The 17,625-nt window shown below is 46.8% G+C and carries 18 protein-coding genes; 14 read left to right on the top strand and 4 right to left on the bottom strand.

Annotated elements, in window-relative coordinates:
* Positions 1–582 (bottom strand): plasmid pRiA4b ORF-3 family protein (locus BQ9856_RS17950; protein ID WP_139348792.1); only part of this gene is annotated, 582 nt, incomplete at its 3' end.
* 383 nt (positions 583–965) lie between these two features.
* Positions 966–1,697: an elongation factor P 5-aminopentanone reductase gene (ymfI, locus tag BQ9856_RS17945; RefSeq protein ID WP_077612246.1), complete on the bottom strand. Its 732-nt coding sequence runs from the start codon at positions 1,695–1,697 to the stop codon at positions 966–968.
* A gap of 199 nt (positions 1,698–1,896) precedes the next feature.
* Here ymfI and trxB point away from each other — a divergent pair, with 199 nt between their 5' ends.
* Positions 1,897–2,814, top strand: coding sequence for a thioredoxin-disulfide reductase (gene trxB / locus BQ9856_RS17940; RefSeq protein WP_077612245.1), 918 nt, complete (start codon positions 1,897–1,899; stop codon positions 2,812–2,814).
* 59 nt (positions 2,815–2,873) lie between these two features.
* Here trxB and hpf read toward each other — a convergent pair whose 3' ends face one another.
* Positions 2,874–3,401 (bottom strand): ribosome hibernation-promoting factor, HPF/YfiA family, encoded by a 528-nt coding sequence (gene hpf, locus BQ9856_RS17935; protein WP_077612244.1) that lies wholly within the window; start codon positions 3,399–3,401, stop codon positions 2,874–2,876.
* 614 nt (positions 3,402–4,015) lie between these two features.
* Between hpf and secA the strand changes: the two genes are divergently transcribed.
* From secA to BQ9856_RS17900, 6 genes are all read left to right on the top strand, one after another.
* On the top strand, positions 4,016–6,586 hold the full coding sequence (gene secA / locus BQ9856_RS17925; protein WP_077612242.1) for a preprotein translocase subunit SecA: 2,571 nt from the start codon (positions 4,016–4,018) through the stop codon (positions 6,584–6,586).
* A 92-nt stretch (positions 6,587–6,678) separates the two neighbouring features.
* Positions 6,679–7,813, top strand: a protein-coding gene (gene prfB / locus BQ9856_RS17920; RefSeq protein ID WP_139348725.1) for a peptide chain release factor 2 whose coding sequence is annotated in 2 segments (ribosomal slippage) — positions 6,679–6,753 and positions 6,755–7,813 — 1,134 coding nt in all. Because the reading frame shifts where the segments join, the coding sequence is not laid out codon by codon here.
* Positions 7,814–7,951: 138 nt separating this feature from the next.
* On the top strand, positions 7,952–8,395 hold the full coding sequence (locus BQ9856_RS17915; RefSeq protein ID WP_077612240.1) for an ACT domain-containing protein: 444 nt from the start codon (positions 7,952–7,954) through the stop codon (positions 8,393–8,395).
* Positions 8,396–8,399: 4 nt separating this feature from the next.
* Positions 8,400–9,614 carry a homoserine dehydrogenase gene (locus tag BQ9856_RS17910; RefSeq protein ID WP_077612239.1) on the top strand — a complete coding sequence of 405 codons (1,215 nt, stop codon included), beginning with the start codon at positions 8,400–8,402 and terminating at the stop codon, positions 9,612–9,614.
* 104 nt (positions 9,615–9,718) lie between these two features.
* Positions 9,719–10,927 carry an aspartate kinase gene (locus BQ9856_RS17905; RefSeq protein WP_077612238.1) on the top strand — a complete coding sequence of 403 codons (1,209 nt, stop codon included), beginning with the start codon at positions 9,719–9,721 and terminating at the stop codon, positions 10,925–10,927.
* Positions 10,928–10,942: 15 nt separating this feature from the next.
* Positions 10,943–11,290 (top strand): DUF2752 domain-containing protein, encoded by a 348-nt coding sequence (locus BQ9856_RS17900; RefSeq protein ID WP_077612237.1) that lies wholly within the window; start codon positions 10,943–10,945, stop codon positions 11,288–11,290.
* Positions 11,291–11,368: 78 nt separating this feature from the next.
* Here the strand turns inward: BQ9856_RS17900 and BQ9856_RS17895 are convergent, their stop codons facing one another.
* Positions 11,369–11,764 carry a sodium:solute symporter gene (locus BQ9856_RS17895; RefSeq protein WP_077612236.1) on the bottom strand — a complete coding sequence of 132 codons (396 nt, stop codon included), beginning with the start codon at positions 11,762–11,764 and terminating at the stop codon, positions 11,369–11,371.
* Between the two features lie 158 nt (positions 11,765–11,922).
* On the opposite strand from BQ9856_RS17895, the gene BQ9856_RS17890 reads away from it, so the two are divergent.
* The 7 genes from BQ9856_RS17890 (at position 11,923) to BQ9856_RS17860 (ending at position 17,623) form a co-directional block, all read left to right on the top strand.
* The gene (locus BQ9856_RS17890) at positions 11,923–14,064 is read left to right on the top strand and encodes a Tex family protein (protein WP_077612235.1); all 2,142 of its coding nucleotides are present in this window, start codon (positions 11,923–11,925) and stop codon (positions 14,062–14,064) included.
* A 41-nt stretch (positions 14,065–14,105) separates the two neighbouring features.
* Positions 14,106–14,612, top strand: a complete 507-nt coding sequence (locus BQ9856_RS17885; protein WP_077612234.1) for a YcxB family protein — start codon at positions 14,106–14,108, stop codon at positions 14,610–14,612.
* A gap of 3 nt (positions 14,613–14,615) precedes the next feature.
* Positions 14,616–15,041: a tRNA (adenosine(37)-N6)-threonylcarbamoyltransferase complex ATPase subunit type 1 TsaE gene (tsaE, locus tag BQ9856_RS17880; protein ID WP_077612233.1), complete on the top strand. Its 426-nt coding sequence runs from the start codon at positions 14,616–14,618 to the stop codon at positions 15,039–15,041.
* Complete coding sequence (gene tsaB / locus BQ9856_RS17875) at positions 15,042–15,761, top strand: tRNA (adenosine(37)-N6)-threonylcarbamoyltransferase complex dimerization subunit type 1 TsaB (RefSeq protein ID WP_077612232.1); 720 nt, start codon at positions 15,042–15,044, stop codon at positions 15,759–15,761.
* Positions 15,751–16,185 (top strand): ribosomal protein S18-alanine N-acetyltransferase, encoded by a 435-nt coding sequence (gene rimI / locus BQ9856_RS17870; RefSeq protein ID WP_077612231.1) that lies wholly within the window; start codon positions 15,751–15,753, stop codon positions 16,183–16,185. Before tsaB ends, rimI begins: the two co-directional genes overlap by 11 nt.
* A gap of 195 nt (positions 16,186–16,380) precedes the next feature.
* Complete coding sequence (locus BQ9856_RS17865; RefSeq protein WP_077613437.1) at positions 16,381–16,623, top strand: hypothetical protein; 243 nt, start codon at positions 16,381–16,383, stop codon at positions 16,621–16,623.
* Positions 16,624–16,711: 88 nt separating this feature from the next.
* On the top strand, positions 16,712–17,623 hold the full coding sequence (locus BQ9856_RS17860; RefSeq protein WP_077612230.1) for a ribonuclease Z: 912 nt from the start codon (positions 16,712–16,714) through the stop codon (positions 17,621–17,623).
* Positions 17,624–17,625 lie beyond the last annotated feature (2 nt).

Here is a 17,625-nt window from a genome sequence, read left to right as displayed (position 1 = left end):
CAAGCCGTGTCTTTTAGCAATCTCAATGACGCTGCTTTTATCGTAACAGCCGTAAATGTCTGCAATATGGATTTCTTCCGGAACAGGTTCTACATTCTGATTCAAACATTTGTTGATGGCTGACATATCATATTCTTTCAGGTATTCAGAGGATTTTTTTAAAAGTTCATAATACCCGGTAATGCCTCCGCAGTCTTCCGGAATTACATCTCCTTTGAATTTAACGACCTGGGCGTAGTTCTCCTTATAATCTTCTATCACATCTTCTACCTGGATTACATGCTCCCAGTTATCACCAAAATCATATATATAGGTAAATTTTTTCGTACCGGATACCAGATTGTCAATGGTTTCATCCGTTAATATATATTGAAATTTCTGAGACCTGTCTTCTTCAGCCGGTACTACCCGTACCCCTTCAGAACGGAATTCAAATTGATACAGGTGATCATCGGCCCAGCAAAATGCTGTCTGAATAATCTGGTGCAGTTTCTCAAAGGTAATCCCTTCCGGCACCAGAATCCTTCTCCAAATCGGCGGCTTACTGCCTTTGATCGTGATTTTCAGTTGATATGCTCCCATGAAAACGTCCTCCTGTCTCGTATCTTTTGTATCCGTTCTTAAATTGCGGAATGATTTCTTATGTTTCTATTATAATAAGACGCACGTTACAATTTACCACATTTCCTCCTGTTCTGTCCAGTCCATCCCGTTAATTTTTGCAAAGCAGGGGCTATTTTCTGTAATTATGACAGCTTTTTCAGTTTTAACTTCATTTCCTGGTCAAGCGGATATTCGCAATCCGCTTCGCTACTTGCTCACAGCGTGCCCCGCTCCACCGGGCATAACCGAATAGCAGCTATCGCTGCTTGTCAGGTGGAGCTTGTACTCCACCTGACACAAGCAAGTCCCCACCCACCACTTAATGCTTTTCGCATTTGAAGTGGGGGACTTACTTGATTCGGTTAAATCCAGCCTCCGTCAAGGCCGATGATCTGTCCGGTTAAGTAAGAATTTTTATAGCTCAGCTGGTATACCAGATCAGCGACCTCTTCGGCCTTCCCCAACCGGCCGGTTGGAATTTCATCAATGAGAGCGATCAACTCGTCCTCCTGCAGAAACCGGTTCATTTCCGTGTCAATGGCACCGCAGGCAACGGCGTTCACCTGGATGTTGCTGGGGGCCAGCTCTTTGGCCAGGGCCTTTGTGAATGCGTTGATGCCGCCTTTGGTGGCAGAATAAGCTACTTCACAGGAGGCGCCTGACATCCCCCATACGGAAGAGATATTTATGATTTTTCCCTGCTTTTTTTCCAACATTCCGGGAATGGCCAGCTTGCAGCAGTTGAATACAGACGTTAAATTGGTGCGGATGATCCGGTCCCAGGCCTCCGGGCTCATATCCTGTAACAGGCCGATGTAGGATATGCCTGCATTATTAACAAGGACATCCAGGGTACCGAACTGTTTTCGTACCTGTTCAAAGAGGGCCTGGCACTGGTCCATATCCCCGATGTCTCCCATGCAGGCAAGACAGGATATCTGATAAGACTCCAGTTCCTTTTTGGTTTTAAGAAGGCGGTCTTCGCTGTGCAGGCAGTTGATGGCCACATGGTATCCCTTCTTTGCAAATTTTACAGCAATTGCTTTTCCGATGCCCCGGGATGCCCCGGTGATAAGTACTGTTTTCCCAGCCATATAAATCATCCTTTCTGTCAGTTGCGTATATCCTATTTTATCAAATTGGCAGACAGAATGCAATGCAGGCGGCAAAAGCCCGGTTTCTTGTTTTTGTGATTTTGTCACAGATCAGGCATTGCATACTTAAGGGGTGGTGAGATATAATGATTATAGAAAACCAAATATCAGTTTGATTATAGAAAGCAGGTAGATAAAAATGAATGAGATTTATGATGTAGTCATCATCGGGTCCGGGCCCGCAGGGCTTACGGCCGCTGTTTATGGTAAAAGGGCTGAGCTTAAGATGGTAGTGATTGAAAAAGAGATGGCAAGCGGCGGCCAGGTGCTTAATACCTATGAGGTGGACAATTACCCGGGGCTTCCGGGGATCAACGGCTATGATCTCGGGATGAAATTCCGGGAACATGCAGAAAAGCTGGGCGCGGAGTTCTCCACAGATGAAGTGCTCCGTATTGAGGCTTCCGACGGGGAATTTAACGTAGTGGGAGAAGAAAAAAACTACGTAACGAAGACGGTGATCATTGCTACCGGAGCGCAGCACCGGAAGCTTTCCGTGATCGGAGAAGAGGAGCTGACCGGAATGGGTGTTTCCTACTGTGCTACCTGTGACGGAGCATTTTTCCGCAATAAGGTGGCAGCAGTGGTCGGCGGCGGTGACGTTGCAATCGAAGATGCGATTTTCTTAGCCAGAATGTGTAAAAAAGTATACTTAATTCATAGGAGAAATAAGTTAAGGGGAGCGAAGACTCTGCAAACTCAGTTGTTTCAGCTGGAAAATGTGGAAATCATCTGGGATACTGTGGTAGAGGAGATCGAAGGCGGAGATCAGGTGGAATCCTTAACGCTTAAGAATACCAAGACCGAAGAAGCAAGGAAGCTTGCGGTTGACGGAGTGTTCATAGCAGTAGGAATCAATCCGCAAAGCGAAGCTTTTGGTAACCTGGTGGAGATGGACCATGGATATATCAGGGCCGGAGAGGACTGTGAGACCAATATCCCCGGAATTTTCGCGGCCGGCGATGTACGTACCAAGCAGCTCAGACAGGTTTCGACGGCAGTTTCCGATGGCGCCAACGCCATTACCAGCGTAGAACGGTATCTGATGCGGGCATAATGAAAAAAGCAGCCGGAAAATTATCTGGCTGCTTTTTATACAAGTTTTTTATGCAAGTGCTAGAATTCCGGTTCTATGAGACCGTATGACCCGCCTTTTCTCTTGTAAACCACATTTACTTCATCCGTTTCTGCATTTAAGAATACATAGAAGCTGTGACCGAGGAGTTCCATCTGTATGCAGGCTTCTTCCGGATCCATGGGCTTTACCGCGAACTTCTTTGACTTGACGATTTCCACATGATCATCGGTCTGGGTTTCCTCTTCCATGAATGCTTTGGAGAAGGAGGGGGTAGTCTGCTTTTTGTCGATCAGCTTGTTTTTATATTTTTTCAGCTGCCGTTCCAGGATCTCTTCTACAAGGTCAATGGAAACGTACATGTCTGTGCTGGATTCCTCTGCTCTGATTATATGTCCTTTCACCGGGATAGTCACTTCGATTTTCTGCATTTCTTTCTGCACGCTGAGTCTTACTGTAGCCTCCGTAGCAGGTGCGAAGAAGCGGTCCAGCTTTCCAAGCTTATCTTCGATTGCTTCACGTAACCCTGATGTAACCTCAATATTTCTTCCTGTAATTGTAAAACGCATAGGTCATCAGCTCCTTTTTCTTGAGATGAATATAGTATATCATCTTTTTAAGAATAATTCAATTGCATTAATAAAATTATAAGATAATTTATGGGATTTATTTGCAAAATGTTTCTACTTATATTTTGCCAGAATATTGAAAAACTATATGCGGCCATTAAAAAAAGTCAAGGGAAAAAGGAAAATTTTCGTCGAAAAAGGAAATTTTATGACAAGTATACAAAAATCAAAAGGTACGACATTCGCATGGGAAATCTGGGAATATGTGGAGAATAAATGTGGATAATGTGGATAACTCGGTGTATAAGTATTTTTCCCAATAAATATGAGATTTGTTTGTGGGGATAAAAATGGGGGAAAAATACACAATGGCATGTGGATAATGTGGAAAAGTCCGAAATCGAACAGGTTTTTTGTGCAATGTGTCAGGTTGACCATAATTTTTTCCACTTTTGCCGCAGTTTGCTGTGGAAAAAGGAAGGACCTGGTAATATGAGGTCTGATTATTATCAGAATGTTAATTTTTTATGAATTCGTTGAATTAAAGAGGAGTTAGTGTTACAATGTACAGGATTGTACGGTGTATATTGTTAAAAAGAGTAGGAGAATGAATCATGAACCTCGTTCAAAAAATATTTGGAACTCATAGTGAAAGAGAACTGAAATTAGTAAATCCCATTGTGGATAAGATAGAAGCTCTTCGCCCGTCCATGGTTGCGCTTACGGATGAAGAACTGAAAAATAACACAAAGCTTTTTAAAGAGAGGCTGGCAGCCGGCGAGACTCTTGATGACATTTTGCCGGAAGCTTTTGCCACAGTGAGAGAGGCTGCAAGAAGAGTTCTTAATATGGAACATTTCCGCGTGCAGTTGATCGGTGGAATCGTTCTTCACCAGGGGCGTATCGCCGAGATGAAGACCGGTGAAGGTAAGACCCTCGTATCCACATGTCCTGCTTATTTAAATGCGCTGGCAGGCAATGGGGTACAGATCGTAACGGTCAACGATTATCTGGCAAAGCGTGATGCGGAATGGATGGGAAGGGTTCACGAATTCTTAGGCTTAAACGTAGGAGTTGTACTTAACTCCATGAATTCCGACGAGAGGCGCGACGCTTATAATTGTGACATTACTTATGTGACCAATAACGAACTTGGTTTTGACTATTTGAGAGATAACATGGCCATCTATAAGGAACAGATGGTATTAAGAGATTTGGATTTCTGTATCATTGATGAGGTGGACTCGGTTTTGATCGATGAGGCCAGAACACCCCTTATTATTTCCGGACAGAGCGGCAAATCCACGAAATTATATGAAGTCTGCGATATTCTGGCCCGTCAGCTGGAGCGCGGTGAGGCATCCGGAGAATTCTCCAAGATGGGAGCCATCATGGGAGAGGAAATCATTGAGACCGGTGATTTCATTGTGGATGAAAAGGACAAGGTCGTGAACCTGACCGAACAGGGTGTGGATAAAGTAGAACAGTTTTTCCACATTGAGAACTTATCCGACCCGCAGAACCTGGAGATCCAGCATAACATCATCCTGGCCCTTCGTGCCAATTACCTGATGTTCCGGGATAAGGATTATGTGGTAAAAGATGACGAAGTTCTGATCGTTGATGAATTTACAGGCCGTATTATGCCAGGCAGGCGGTATTCTGACGGACTTCATCAGGCAATTGAGGCAAAGGAACATGTAAATGTCCGCAGGGAGAGCAAGACTCTTGCCACCATTACCTTCCAGAACTTCTTTAATAAGTATAATAAAAAAGCAGGTATGACCGGTACCGCCCTAACAGAGGAAAAGGAATTCCGGAATACTTATGGTATGGATGCCATTGCAATCCCGACCAACCGTCCGGTAGCCCGGGTTGACTTGGAGGATGCAGTATATAAAACCAAGAAAGAGAAATTTGAAGCGGTCTGTGACGAAGTGCAGAAGGCTTACGAGAAGGGACAGCCTGTTCTGGTGGGTACCATAACCATTGAAACCTCAGAGATGTTAAGCGGCATGTTAAAGCGCCGCGGCATTCCGCATAAAGTTTTAAATGCCAAATATCATGAGCTGGAGGCTGAAATCGTAGCGGATGCAGGTGTTCATAAAGCAGTTACCATTGCTACCAACATGGCAGGACGTGGTACGGATATCAAGCTTGATGATGAATCAAAGGCGGCAGGAGGCTTAAAGATCATCGGTACGGAGCGCCATGAATCACGCCGTATCGATAATCAGCTGCGCGGCCGTTCCGGACGTCAGGGTGATCCGGGTGAATCCAGATTTTATATTTCTCTTGAGGATGATTTGATGCGTCTGTTCGGTTCTGAACGTCTGGTAGGCATGTTTAATGCCCTCGGCGTGCCGGAAGGCGAACAGATCGAGCATAAGATGTTGTCGAACGCCATCGAAAAGGCACAGATGAAGATCGAGACCAATAACTACGGCATCCGTGAGAACCTCCTCAAATACGACGAGGTTATGAACGAGCAGCGTGAAGTAATCTATGCGGAGAGAAGAAAAGTTTTAGACGGGGACAATATGCGTGATGTCATCTTAAAGATGGTGACAGATATCGTGGAGAATTCGGTGGATATTTCCATCAGCGACGACCAGTCACCGGAAGAATGGGATTTGAATGAGCTTAACACTCTGCTTCTCCCCATCATTCCATTGGAGCCGGTTACGCTTCCAGAAGATAAGAAGATCAGGAAAAACGAACTGAAACATATGCTGAAGGAAGAAGCCATCAAGCTTTATGAATCCAAGGAAGCAGAATTCCCGGATGGAGAGCAGATTCGTGAAATTGAACGTGTCATTCTCCTGAAGGTGATCGATAATAAATGGATGTCCCATATCGACGATATGGATCAGCTGCGCCAGGGAATTGGACTGCAGGCATATGGACAGAGGGATCCGCTGGTAGAATACAAGATGAGCGGATATCAGATGTTTGATGAGATGACAGCGGCCATCCGTGAGGATACCGTAAGGATCCTGTTCCACATCCGCGTGGAACAGAAGGTGGAGAGAGAGCCGGCTGCCAAGGTGACAGGAACCAATAAGGATGAAAGTGCGGCAAAGGCACCTGTTAAGAAGGTGGAAGCCAAGGTTTATCCAAATGATCCGTGTCCATGCGGTTCCGGTAAAAAGTACAAGCAGTGCTGCGGACGTAAATTAGTATAGTATTTTTATAAAATTGGAGTTCGCACCATATTAAAGGGACCGGGCTCCAATTTTATATTTATAAATAATAAAATCAGAAAGTGGGTGACACAGTGGTAGAGTTAGATCAGTACAAATACGAATTATCAACGCATGAAAAACCATTAGTGGAAGTGAGGGATTCACTTTGACTTAGATAATAAGTTGAAGCGGATCGATGAGCTTGACAAGTCCATGGAGGAGCCGGGCTTCTGGGAAGATCCGGAAAAGTCTGCCAGGATCGTACAGCTCGCAAAGAATTTAAAGGATACCGTCCAGGGGTATAAAGAACTGGAGCAGCAATATGAAGACATTGGCGTCATGATCGAGATGGGAAATGAGGAAAATGATCCCTCCCTGATTCCGGAAGTTGAGGCGATGTTAAACGAATTCAAGGAAAAGCTGGAAGAGATGCGCATCAATACACTGCTTTCAGGGGAATACGACAGCGACAATGCCATCTTAAAGCTTAATGCAGGTGCAGGAGGAACCGAATCCTGTGACTGGTGCAGCATGTTATACCGCATGTTCTGCCGCTGGGCAGAGAAGAAAGGCTTTCAAACAGAAGTCCTGGATTATCTCGACGGAGATGAGGCGGGCATTAAGTCCGTTACGGTACAGATTAATGGAGCCAATGCTTACGGCTATTTAAAGTCGGAAAAAGGAGTCCACCGCCTGGTCCGGATTTCCCCGTTCAATGCCGCAGGCAAACGCCAGACCTCCTTTGTATCCTGTGATGTCATGCCGGATATTGAAGAGGACTTGGATGTGGAGATCAACGAAGAGGACCTTCGCATTGATACCTACCGCTCCAGCGGGGCCGGCGGACAGCATATCAACAAAACCTCCTCAGCGATCCGCATTACCCATCTTCCCACCGGTATCGTGGTCCAGTGCCAGAATGAGCGTTCCCAGTTCCAGAACAAGGACAAGGCCATGCAGATGCTGAAGGCAAAGCTCTATTTATTAAAGCAGCAGGAAAATGCGGAGAAGCTTTCCGGCATCCGGGGCGATGTGACAGAAATCGGCTGGGGAAACCAGATCCGTTCCTATGTCCTTCAGCCTTATACCATGGTCAAAGACCACAGGACCAATGCGGAAACCGGCAATGTAAACAGCGTTTTGGACGGTTCTCTTGACCAGTTCATGTACGCCTATCTGCGCTGGTTAAGCACCGGTGCAAAGGCCGGTGACAGTGAAGCAGAATAGAGCTTTAAGCCTGTATTTTATAAAAATTAAAGAAAATAAATAGAAAAATAGTTGCATACCCTGCATAAATATGATAATATCTTCCCTATGAGCACAGATGTATTTCCGTTGCGGACACAGAAGGGAAGATATTTTTTTATGGAAGAAAAAAGTAAATATTTTGTGGTAAAGCAAAAGGCTGTACCTGAAGTATTGCTGAAGGTAGTTGAGGCAAAAAAACTGTTGGAATCGGAGCGTGTCATCACCGTTCAGGAGGCGACTGACCGTGTAGGCATCAGCCGCAGCTCTTTTTATAAGTATAAAGATGATATCTTTCCGTTCTATGATAATACGAAGGGGAAAACCATTACACTGGTGATGCAGATGGATGACGAACCAGGTCTGCTGTCTGACCTGCTTCATGTGGTCGCTGTGTACCGTGCCAATATCCTTACCATACACCAGAGTATTCCGGTCAATGGCGTGGCCACCTTAACCTTGAGCGTGGAAGTTCTGGAGAGTACCGGGAATGTATCAAGGATGGTTGAGGATATAGAAGATAAGGATGGGGTTCACTACGTAAAAATTTTAGCCAGGGAGTAGAGATATGATGAATGTTGCAGTTATGGGCTATGGTACCATCGGTTCAGGTGTGGTAGAAATTTTGGAAAGAAACAAAGAAACAATCGCAAAAAAAGCAGGCGATACGGTTAACGTGAAATATGTTCTGGATTTAAGGGAATTTCCAGGAACAGCGGTTGAAGATAAAATCGTTCACGACTTCTCTATAATCGAGAGTGACCCGGAAGTATCCATGGTGATCGAGACCATGGGAGGATTAAAGCCGGCTTATCCGTTCGTTAAGGCAAGTCTGGAGGCCGGCAAGCATGTGGCTACCTCCAACAAGGCTTTGGTAGCTGCTTACGGTACGGAGCTTTTAAAAATTGCCAGGGAGCACAAGGTCAATTTCCTTTTTGAGGCCAGTGTAGGTGGCGGTATTCCGATCATCCGCCCTCTTTATACTTCTCTTGCCGGTGAGGAGATCGAAGAAATCACCGGTATTCTGAATGGAACCACCAACTACATATTGACAAAAATGGACAAAGCAGGCGAGACCTTTGAAACAGCCTTAAGAGAGGCTCAGGACTTGGGCTATGCGGAGCGTAACCCGGAGGCTGATGTGGAAGGACACGATACCTGTCGAAAGATTGCGATCCTGACAGCCATGGCGACGGGACACGAAGTTAATTATGAGCATATTTATACAGAAGGGATTACAAAAATAACGGATGTGGATTTTAGCTATGCGGATGCACTGGGAACCTCTGTAAAGCTGTTCGGTTCGAGCCGGATCCGGAACGGGGCGGTCCATGCATTTGTAGCGCCGGTGATGATCGGAAAAGACCACCCGTTATACTCGGTAAGCGATGTCTATAACGGCATTCTGGTAAAAGGAAATATGGTGGGGACCTCCATGTTTTATGGAAGCGGTGCGGGAAAGCTTCCCACAGCCAGCGCTGTGGTCGCGGATATTATCGAAGCCCTTCAGAATTGTGATCATCATATAGAGATGGGCTGGGATGAGGAAAGACTGGCCATTTCAGCCATGGATAGCATTTCTTTCCGCTATTTTGTAAGGGTCAAAGGAATTGCTGCAAAGCGTTTGAAAGAAGTAGAAGCAGTATTCGGAAAAGTAGAAGTGACGGAACTGGACCACATGGATGAATTTGCAGTCCTGACAGAAGTTATGACTGAGGAAGAGTACGAAAGGAAAGCGAAAAAGCTGCCCGGAATCAGGCAGCGCATCCGCGCAGAAATTTAACCTTATCAGGGAAGTCCCCCATACCACGAAGTGGTAATAAGGTTATGAGCAAGCAGCGAAGCGGATTGCGAATATCCGCTTTGACTTTTCGCCAGGAGGCAGCGATGTTAGTAGTGAAAAAATTTGGCGGGAGCTCCGTCGCAGACAAAGAGAGAATTTTCAATGTGGCAAAGCGCTGCATCGAGGAGTATGAAAAAGGCAATCAGGTGGTGGTAGTGCTGTCCGCCATGGGGAAGACCACGGACGGTCTTATTGCAAAAGCCCATGAGATAAATCCCAACCCCCCCAAGAGGGAACTGGATATGCTGTTAGCCACCGGGGAACAGGTCAGCGTGGCCCTTATGGCTATGGCCATGAACGCTCTGGGAGTTCCGGCCGTTTCTTTAAATGCGGCCCAGGTGGCGATGCACACCACCTCTGCCTACGGAACAGCCAAATTAAAGCGGATTGATACGGAACGCATACGGCATGAGCTGGATGCCAGGAAGATCGTCATCATCACCGGCTTTCAGGGAATTAATAAATACGATGATCTGACTACTCTTGGGCGCGGAGGTTCTGATACCACGGCCGTCGCCCTGGCAGCAGCCCTTCACGCAGATGCATGTGAAATCTATACGGATGTGGATGGCGTTTACACTGCGGATCCCCGCATTGTACCCAATGCCAGAAAGCTCATGGAGGTTTCTTACGATGAAATGCTGGAATTCGCTTCCCTGGGAGCAAAGGTGCTGCATAACCGGTCAGTGGAAATGGCGAAACGCTACGGAGTTCAGCTGGTCGTCTTATCAAGCCTGACCAGAGCAGAAGGTACCATCGTCAAGGAGGAAACAAAATTGGAAAGAATGCTGGTGAGCGGAGTTGCCGCAGATAAGAATGTAGCCCGTATTTCAGTCATCGGAGTTAAAAATGTGCCTGGAATTGCTTTTAAAATATTCAACCTACTGGCCAAACACAACATCAATGTGGACATTATCATACAGTCCATCGGACGGGAAGAGAGAAAAGACATTTCCTTTACGGTTGCAAAAACCGATTTAAAAGAGACCATGGATCTTTTAGAGGAAAACAAAGATACTGTTACCGCTCAGGAGGTGACATGCGAGGAAGGCGTGGCCAAGATCTCCATTATCGGGGCCGGTATGACCAGCAACCCGGGCGTTGCTGCAAAGATGTTTGAGGCTCTTTCCAATGCAAATGTCAATATCAAGATGATCGCAACTTCTGAGATCCGGATCACAGTCCTCATTGATGAAGAGGATGTAAACCGGTCCATGAGAACGGTTCATGATGCTTTTGATCTGGCAGATTAAACGAAGGTGAAACGGATGAACCGGTTAAAGAAAGTATTTGGCTTTGGGCTTCCCTGTATGTTCCAGTCGCTTACCGGACTTTATTGTCCTGGCTGCGGCGGTACACGGGCAGTCCGGTCATTGTTACGGGGGGACCTGCGGATGAGTTTTCAGTATCATCCGCTGGTCCTTTATACTGTTTTCGTGTTTCTTTTGGAAATGATCCTGAGGACCGTATCCAGAAGATGGAAGCGTCCCATGGATCATGAAAAAAGGGTCAGGATTCTGATTCTGACAGGGGCCGCCATTGTGGTGGCCAATTGGATATTCAAGAATTATATGCTGGTTGTTAAGGGAGTGGACTTACTTCCTCCTATGAGGTAACACCCTGCGGGGGACCTGCCCCTCTTCATCGGGCATATACCTTTATGCCCGGAAAGCATGGGCAGGAACGAGGAAACTCTACTCTCCGGCAGGGTAGGTGGACTTAAGGGCCTGGCTGGTAGTCTCAAAAACCTGTCTGAAATACTGGCCCAAAGGTGTATTGGTATCCATGGTATCATATACAAAAATAATAAATAATGTCATGAGCAGTCCGCAGACCGCGGAAATGACGGACAGGATCAGACCAAGCTGGGCCTGTTGGGTAAAGGGTTTTCCCTGCCTGGAAAGCACGGCGCATGCGATACCGAGCAGCCCGAAAAACAAGCCGGCCGGAAGACTCCAGATGCTGAACAGGGGAAGGCAGTCGGTCACAAGCCCGATACCGCCGAGAAGAACGGACCAGAAGGCCAGGAAAGGACCCGCCGGACGCATCTGCGGAAGCATTCCGTTATTGCTGTTATGATTTTCTTCCATTGGTGATTTACCTCGTTTGCATATTTTCGGAAGCTGATAAGCTGTATTGAATGATTGTAGCACGAAAATGACTGCATGTCCAGACAGGTATTGCATAACCAAGACTGATGAATTATAATAGATAAATTGAATGAACTATGAAAAATAAGGGGAATAGCATGGATATAATAAAGGCATTACAAGAAGAACTTTCCATTACCCGTAGTCAGGTAGAGGAAACGGTTAAGCTCATTGATGAAGGCAATACGATTCCGTTTATTGCCAGATACCGGAAAGAGGTTACCGGTTCTTTAAATGATGAGGTGCTTCGTAATCTGGATGAGCGTCTTCGTTATCTGCGTAACCTGGAAGAACGAAAGGAGCAGGTCCTTTCTTCCATCCGGGAGCAGGAAAAGCTGACGCCCGAACTGGAAAAGAAGATTATGGAAGCCCGGACTCTGGTGTCAGTGGAAGATTTATACCGTCCTTATAAGCCAAAGAGAAGGACCAGGGCTACCATTGCAAAGGAGAAGGGGTTAGAGCCTTTTGCGGATCTGATCATGCTTCAGATGATTAAGACGGCTTTAGAAGAGGCGGCGGCTGAATACGTTTCCGAAGAAAAAGGAGTTTCTTCCGCAGAGGAAGCCATTGACGGAGCGAAGGATATTCTTGCGGAACGGATTTCTGACAATGCGGAATACCGCACTTATATCCGGAATGCGACCATGAATCAGGGCAGCCTCCAGTCATCGGCAAAGGATGAAGAGGCTGAGTCCGTATATGAAATGTACTACAATTATGAGGAAACCATCAAAAAGACCGCCGGTCACAGAGTCCTTGCCATAAACCGCGGTGAAAAGGAAAAATTACTGACCGTAAAGGTGCTCGCTCCGGTGGAGCAGATTCTCCGTTTCCTGGAAAAACAGGTGATTTTAAAGGACAACCCATACACCGCCCCGGTTTTAAGAGAAGTAATCGCCGACAGCTACGACCGTCTTATTTCCCCGGCCATTGAGCGGGAAGTGAGAAGCGACTTAACGGAAAAAGCAGAGGACGGCGCCATTAAGGTGTTTGGCAAGAATTTAGAACAGCTCCTGATGCAGCCTCCAATCGTAGGCCGTGTGGTTTTAGGCTGGGATCCTGCTTTCCGGACCGGCTGCAAGCTTGCCGTTGTGGATGAGACAGGAAAAGTCCTGGATACCATCGTGATTTATCCCACAGCTCCCCAGAATAAAGTAGAGGAAGCCAAGACGGTTTTAAAAAAGTTAATAAAAAAATACCATGTTTCCCTGATTTCAGTGGGAAATGGAACGGCTTCCAGGGAATCAGAGGCTGTGATCGTAGAACTGTTAAAAGAAATACCGGAACCGGTTCAGTATATCATTGTAAACGAAGCCGGGGCTTCGGTTTATTCGGCCAGCAAGCTTGCAACGGAGGAGTTCCCCAACTTTGACGTAGGCCAGCGGAGCGCCGCTTCCATAGCGAGAAGACTGCAGGATCCTCTGGCAGAGCTGGTTAAGATTGATCCCAAATCCATCGGCGTAGGCCAGTACCAGCATGATATGAATCAAAAGCATTTAAGTGAGGCTCTTCAGGGTGTTGTAGAGGACTGTGTGAATAAGGTGGGTGTGGATTTAAATACGGCTTCCGCATCTCTTCTGGAATATATATCCGGCATCTCAAAGGCCATTGCAAAGAATATCGTTGTTTACCGCGAAGAAAATGGGGCCTTTAATAGCAGAAGCCAGCTCCTTAAAGTTCCGAAGCTGGGGCCCAAGGCATACGAACAGTGCGCCGGCTTTATGAGGATCCAGGGAGGCAAGAATCCGTTGGATGGAACCAGCGTTCATCCGGAATCCTACGAAGCAGCAAAGAAGCTGTTGGTTAAGATGGGCTATGAGCCTGCCGGGCTGGCTCACGGTGGCTTAAATGGAATCAGCAAAAAGATTCCCGACTATAAGTCTCTGGCAAAAGAACTGGAAATCGGGGAGATTACGCTGCGTGATATTGTAAAAGAACTGGAAAAGCCGGCACGTGATCCCCGTGACGAGATGCCAAAGCCGATTCTGCGTACCGATGTTATGGAGATGAAGGATCTGCAGCCGGGCATGGTTTTAAAGGGAACCGTAAGAAATGTAATTGATTTCGGTGCGTTTGTGGATATCGGCGTCCATCAGGATGGCCTTGTCCATATATCCCAGATGTCCGATAAATTTATCAAGCACCCATTGGAGGCGGTCAGCGTGGGAGACATCGTTGAAGTCAAGGTTTTAAGCGTGGACGTTCCAAAGAAGAGGATCGCCCTGACCATGAAACTATAAAAGGGAACGCTGTGTGCAAACCGCACAGAAAGGAGGAAAACGTGGAACAGAATAATCCGCTTGTGATAGAGGTAAGGCTGACGGCCAGAGATCTCTGGAAATTTTCCATGTATCATTCTTACCGGGGAATGCAGGGAATCTTCAACGTTATTTTTAGTGTGGCCGCAATTTTTCTTCTGATTACCACATGGAGCTCCAATTCCATTCCATACCGGGTGCTGCTCATCATCTGTGCATTGATGTTTACAGTCTGGCAGCCGGGCATTCTTTATTTAAAGGCAGCCAGACAGGCAAAGAAGCCAATGATTCAGAATGCCATGTCCCTTTCCTTCAGCCAGGAGGGAATTCTGGTTTCCCAGGGAAAGGAAAGCATTGAACTTGGCTGGGATAACATCGGGCGGGTGGACCGGATCCGGGATATGATGATCGTATATACGGACCGGGTTCATGCCTATTTGCTGCCGGATTCCGTAACAGGAGAAAATAAGCCGGCCCTCAGCGCATTAATAAAAGAGAAACTGCCTCCCAACAGGCGAAAGAGGATATAGATTATGGTAATAGAAAGCTGGAAACCGGAAGAAACTTTTGAACTGGGCAGGAAACTGGGAGAAAAGGCAAAGCCTTCCGCTGTATACTGTTTAAATGGAGACTTGGGAGTGGGGAAAACGGTATTCACCCAGGGCTTTGCTGCCGGTCTCGGAATTGAAGGTCCGGTGAACAGCCCCACGTTTACCATTGTAAAACAGTATGACAATGGGCGCCTGCCTTTTTACCATTTTGATGTGTACCGGATCAGTGATGTCAGTGAAATGGAGGAAATCGGTTATGAGGACTGCTTTTATGGAGATGGTGTGAGCCTCATTGAGTGGTCTGATTTGATCGGAGAGATCCTTCCGGATCATGTAATAACCGTGACCATAGAAAAGGATCTGGAAAAAGGGTTTGATTACAGGAAAATAACCGTGGAGGGAATGTAGATGAGGATACTTGGAATTGAGAGCTCGTCCCTGGTGGCCTCAGTGGCTGTGGTGGCAGACGGAGTGGTTACAGCAGAATATACGGTGAATTTTAAGAAGACCCATTCCCAGACTCTTCTTCCCATGCTGGATGAAATTGTGAAAATGGTAGGGCTGGATTTGGAAACCATAGATGCCATTGCAATTTCCGGCGGGCCGGGTTCCTTTACCGGGCTGCGCATCGGTTCGGCCACAGGAAAAGGCCTTGGGCTGGCACTGAAAAAACCGCTGATTTCCGTATCGACCGTGGATGCCATGGCTTATAACCTGTTTGGCTGCGCGTTTACGGTCTGTCCGATCATGGATGCCAGAAGAAATCAGGTGTATACCGGGATTTACGACAACCGGAACGGTTTTTTTACGGTGAAGGAACCGTGTGCCATGGACATTGGAGATCTGATTGAAGAACTTAATACGGCCGGGCAGAAGGTGATTTTTTTAGGAGATGGAGTTCCAGTTTACAAAAGCCGGATAGAAGAGAAGATAGCAGTGCCATTTGAATTTGCTCCGGCCCATTTGAACAGGCAGCGGGCGGCGGCTGTTGCAGCCTTAGGCTGCCGGTATTATGAGGACGGCAGGACGATAAGCGCGGCGGAGCATGCTCCGGATTATTTAAGAAAGCCCCAGGCAGAGCGGGAAAGGGAAGAGGAAGCTTTAAAAGGAGAACGTCATGGTTCATGAAATGAGACCGGAAGATGCATTAAAAGTCTCTGAAATAGAACGGATCTGTTTTTCAGACCCATGGTCTTTTGAATCCGTCAAAGAAGGGGGGGAAAGCATCCTTGATACCTGGCTGGTGCTGGAAGAAGAGGGGGACGTTTTTGGATACTGCGTCTTCCGGGTCATTGCCGGCGAGGGAGAGCTGCTTCGGATCGCTGTTCTGCCTGGATACAGGGGGAGGGGCCTTTCGAAGAAACTTATGGACCAGGTGGTGGAATATTCCAGAAAAAAAGGAGCCGGATCCATGTCCTTAGAGGTGCGGGAAGGCAATAAAAAAGCCAGAAACCTTTATAAATCCTATGGTTTTTCGGAGGAGAGCATCCGGAAAAATTATTACCAGAATCCATGTGAAAATGCTGTCATTATGTGGAACCGCCGGATATGAAACATTTACCACTAAAAATAGGGGAGAACACCGTTTATAATGTAGGGGTATCCAGTGAGGATGCCCTTTTTTCTATCTTCGGATTATGCAGAAAGGAAACAGGGTGTGACTGGTAAATGCGAAAAAGGAAATACCCTACGGGTATACCTCTATGCCCAAAAAGCATGGGCAGAAAAATGGAAAGGTGAGAGTAAGATGAGAAAGTACAAAAACGGTGGTCAGCTTGAAACGGTTGTGTGCAACTGTTGTGGCAAAAAAATTATCGTGTCAGAGGGCGTTGCCAGGGAGGGGGTAATAGGAATCAATCATACCTGGGACTTCTTTTCCGAGAAGGATGGGGAGATCCATCATTTTGATTTGTGCGAGGACTGTTACGATGCCATGGTCCGGGAATTCAAGATTCCTGTGGAGGTAGAGGAACAGTTGGAATATTTATAGTTGCTAATTGCCTCTGCTTTGTGATATGATTTTATGAGGCGGTTTTATGGCCGCTGTTTATTGATAGAAGCCAAAGCGAGGAAATTTTATGTTGGATATATGTTTACTGGGAACCGGAGGAATGATGCCTCTGCCATACCGGTGGCTGACAGCCATGATGACCAGATGCGACGGAAGCAATCTTCTGATTGACTGCGGCGAAGGAACCCAGATTGCCTTAAAGGAAAAGGGCTGGAGCCCGAAACCCATTGACATCATTTGTTTTACCCATTACCACGCTGACCATGTCAGTGGTCTTCCGGGACTTCTCCTGACTATGGGAAATGCGGAAAGGACAGAGCCTCTGACCCTTATTGGGCCAAAAGGCCTGGAGTTTGTGGTGGGAGCACTGCGGACCATTGCACCAGAGCTGCCTTTTGAACTCAAATTCATCGAGCTTGACCAGAACCGGGAGCAGATAAAAATCAAGCCTTATGTAATTGATGCTTACCGGGTGAACCACGGTGTTGTTTGCTATGGCTATTCCATTTCCATTCCAAGGACAGGCCGTTTTGATGTAGAACGGGCAAATGCCGCCGGGATACCCCAGAAATTCTGGAGCCGTCTGCAAAAAGGGGAAGCAATTGAGGACGGAGGAAGGATCCTGACACCGGATATGGTTCTGGGCCCGGAAAGAAGGGGGCTTAAGGTTACCTATTGTACGGATACGAGACCGGTTCCTGTGATTGCGGAATATGCAAAGGAGGCGGATCTTTTTATCTGTGAAGGCATGTACGGGGAAGAAGGAAAGGAAACGAAAGCCAGAGAGTACAAGCATATGACCTTCTATGAAGCCGCCAGGCTGGCAAAGGAAGCCCAGCCGAAGCAGATGTGGCTGACCCATTACAGTCCCTCTCTTACCAGACCGGAGGAATATATGGATAAAGTCCGGGAGATATTTCCGCGGGCCAGAGCGGCAAAGGATGCCTGGACGCTGGAACTGGAATTTGATGAGGAATGAGG

The organism is Clostridium sp. Marseille-P2415, from assembly GCF_900155545.1.
Lineage (GTDB): Bacteria > Bacillota > Clostridia > Lachnospirales > Lachnospiraceae > Lacrimispora.
The sequence above is the reverse complement of the archived record's forward strand: the minus strand, read 5'-3'. Positions and strand labels throughout refer to the sequence as shown.

Excerpts from the sequence above, each read along its gene's own strand:
- hpf (WP_077612244.1), bottom strand. The coding sequence starts at position 3,401 with ATGCGTTTTACAATTACAGGAAGAAATATTGAGGTTACATCAGGGTTA.
- secA (WP_077612242.1), top strand. The coding sequence starts at position 4,016 with ATGAACCTCGTTCAAAAAATATTTGGAACTCATAGTGAAAGAGAACTG.
- BQ9856_RS17865 (WP_077613437.1), top strand. The coding sequence starts at position 16,381 with ATGAGAAAGTACAAAAACGGTGGTCAGCTTGAAACGGTTGTGTGCAAC.
- rimI (WP_077612231.1), top strand. The coding sequence starts at position 15,751 with ATGGTTCATGAAATGAGACCGGAAGATGCATTAAAAGTCTCTGAAATA.
- BQ9856_RS17900 (WP_077612237.1), top strand. The coding sequence starts at position 10,943 with ATGAACCGGTTAAAGAAAGTATTTGGCTTTGGGCTTCCCTGTATGTTC.
- tsaB (WP_077612232.1), top strand. The coding sequence starts at position 15,042 with ATGAGGATACTTGGAATTGAGAGCTCGTCCCTGGTGGCCTCAGTGGCT.
- tsaE (WP_077612233.1), top strand. The coding sequence starts at position 14,616 with ATGGTAATAGAAAGCTGGAAACCGGAAGAAACTTTTGAACTGGGCAGG.
- BQ9856_RS17915 (WP_077612240.1), top strand. The coding sequence starts at position 7,952 with ATGGAAGAAAAAAGTAAATATTTTGTGGTAAAGCAAAAGGCTGTACCT.
- trxB (WP_077612245.1), top strand. The coding sequence starts at position 1,897 with ATGAATGAGATTTATGATGTAGTCATCATCGGGTCCGGGCCCGCAGGG.
- ymfI (WP_077612246.1), bottom strand. The coding sequence starts at position 1,697 with ATGGCTGGGAAAACAGTACTTATCACCGGGGCATCCCGGGGCATCGGA.
- BQ9856_RS17910 (WP_077612239.1), top strand. The coding sequence starts at position 8,400 with ATGATGAATGTTGCAGTTATGGGCTATGGTACCATCGGTTCAGGTGTG.
- BQ9856_RS17860 (WP_077612230.1), top strand. The coding sequence starts at position 16,712 with ATGTTGGATATATGTTTACTGGGAACCGGAGGAATGATGCCTCTGCCA.
- BQ9856_RS17895 (WP_077612236.1), bottom strand. The coding sequence starts at position 11,764 with ATGGAAGAAAATCATAACAGCAATAACGGAATGCTTCCGCAGATGCGT.
- BQ9856_RS17890 (WP_077612235.1), top strand. The coding sequence starts at position 11,923 with ATGGATATAATAAAGGCATTACAAGAAGAACTTTCCATTACCCGTAGT.
- BQ9856_RS17905 (WP_077612238.1), top strand. The coding sequence starts at position 9,719 with ATGTTAGTAGTGAAAAAATTTGGCGGGAGCTCCGTCGCAGACAAAGAG.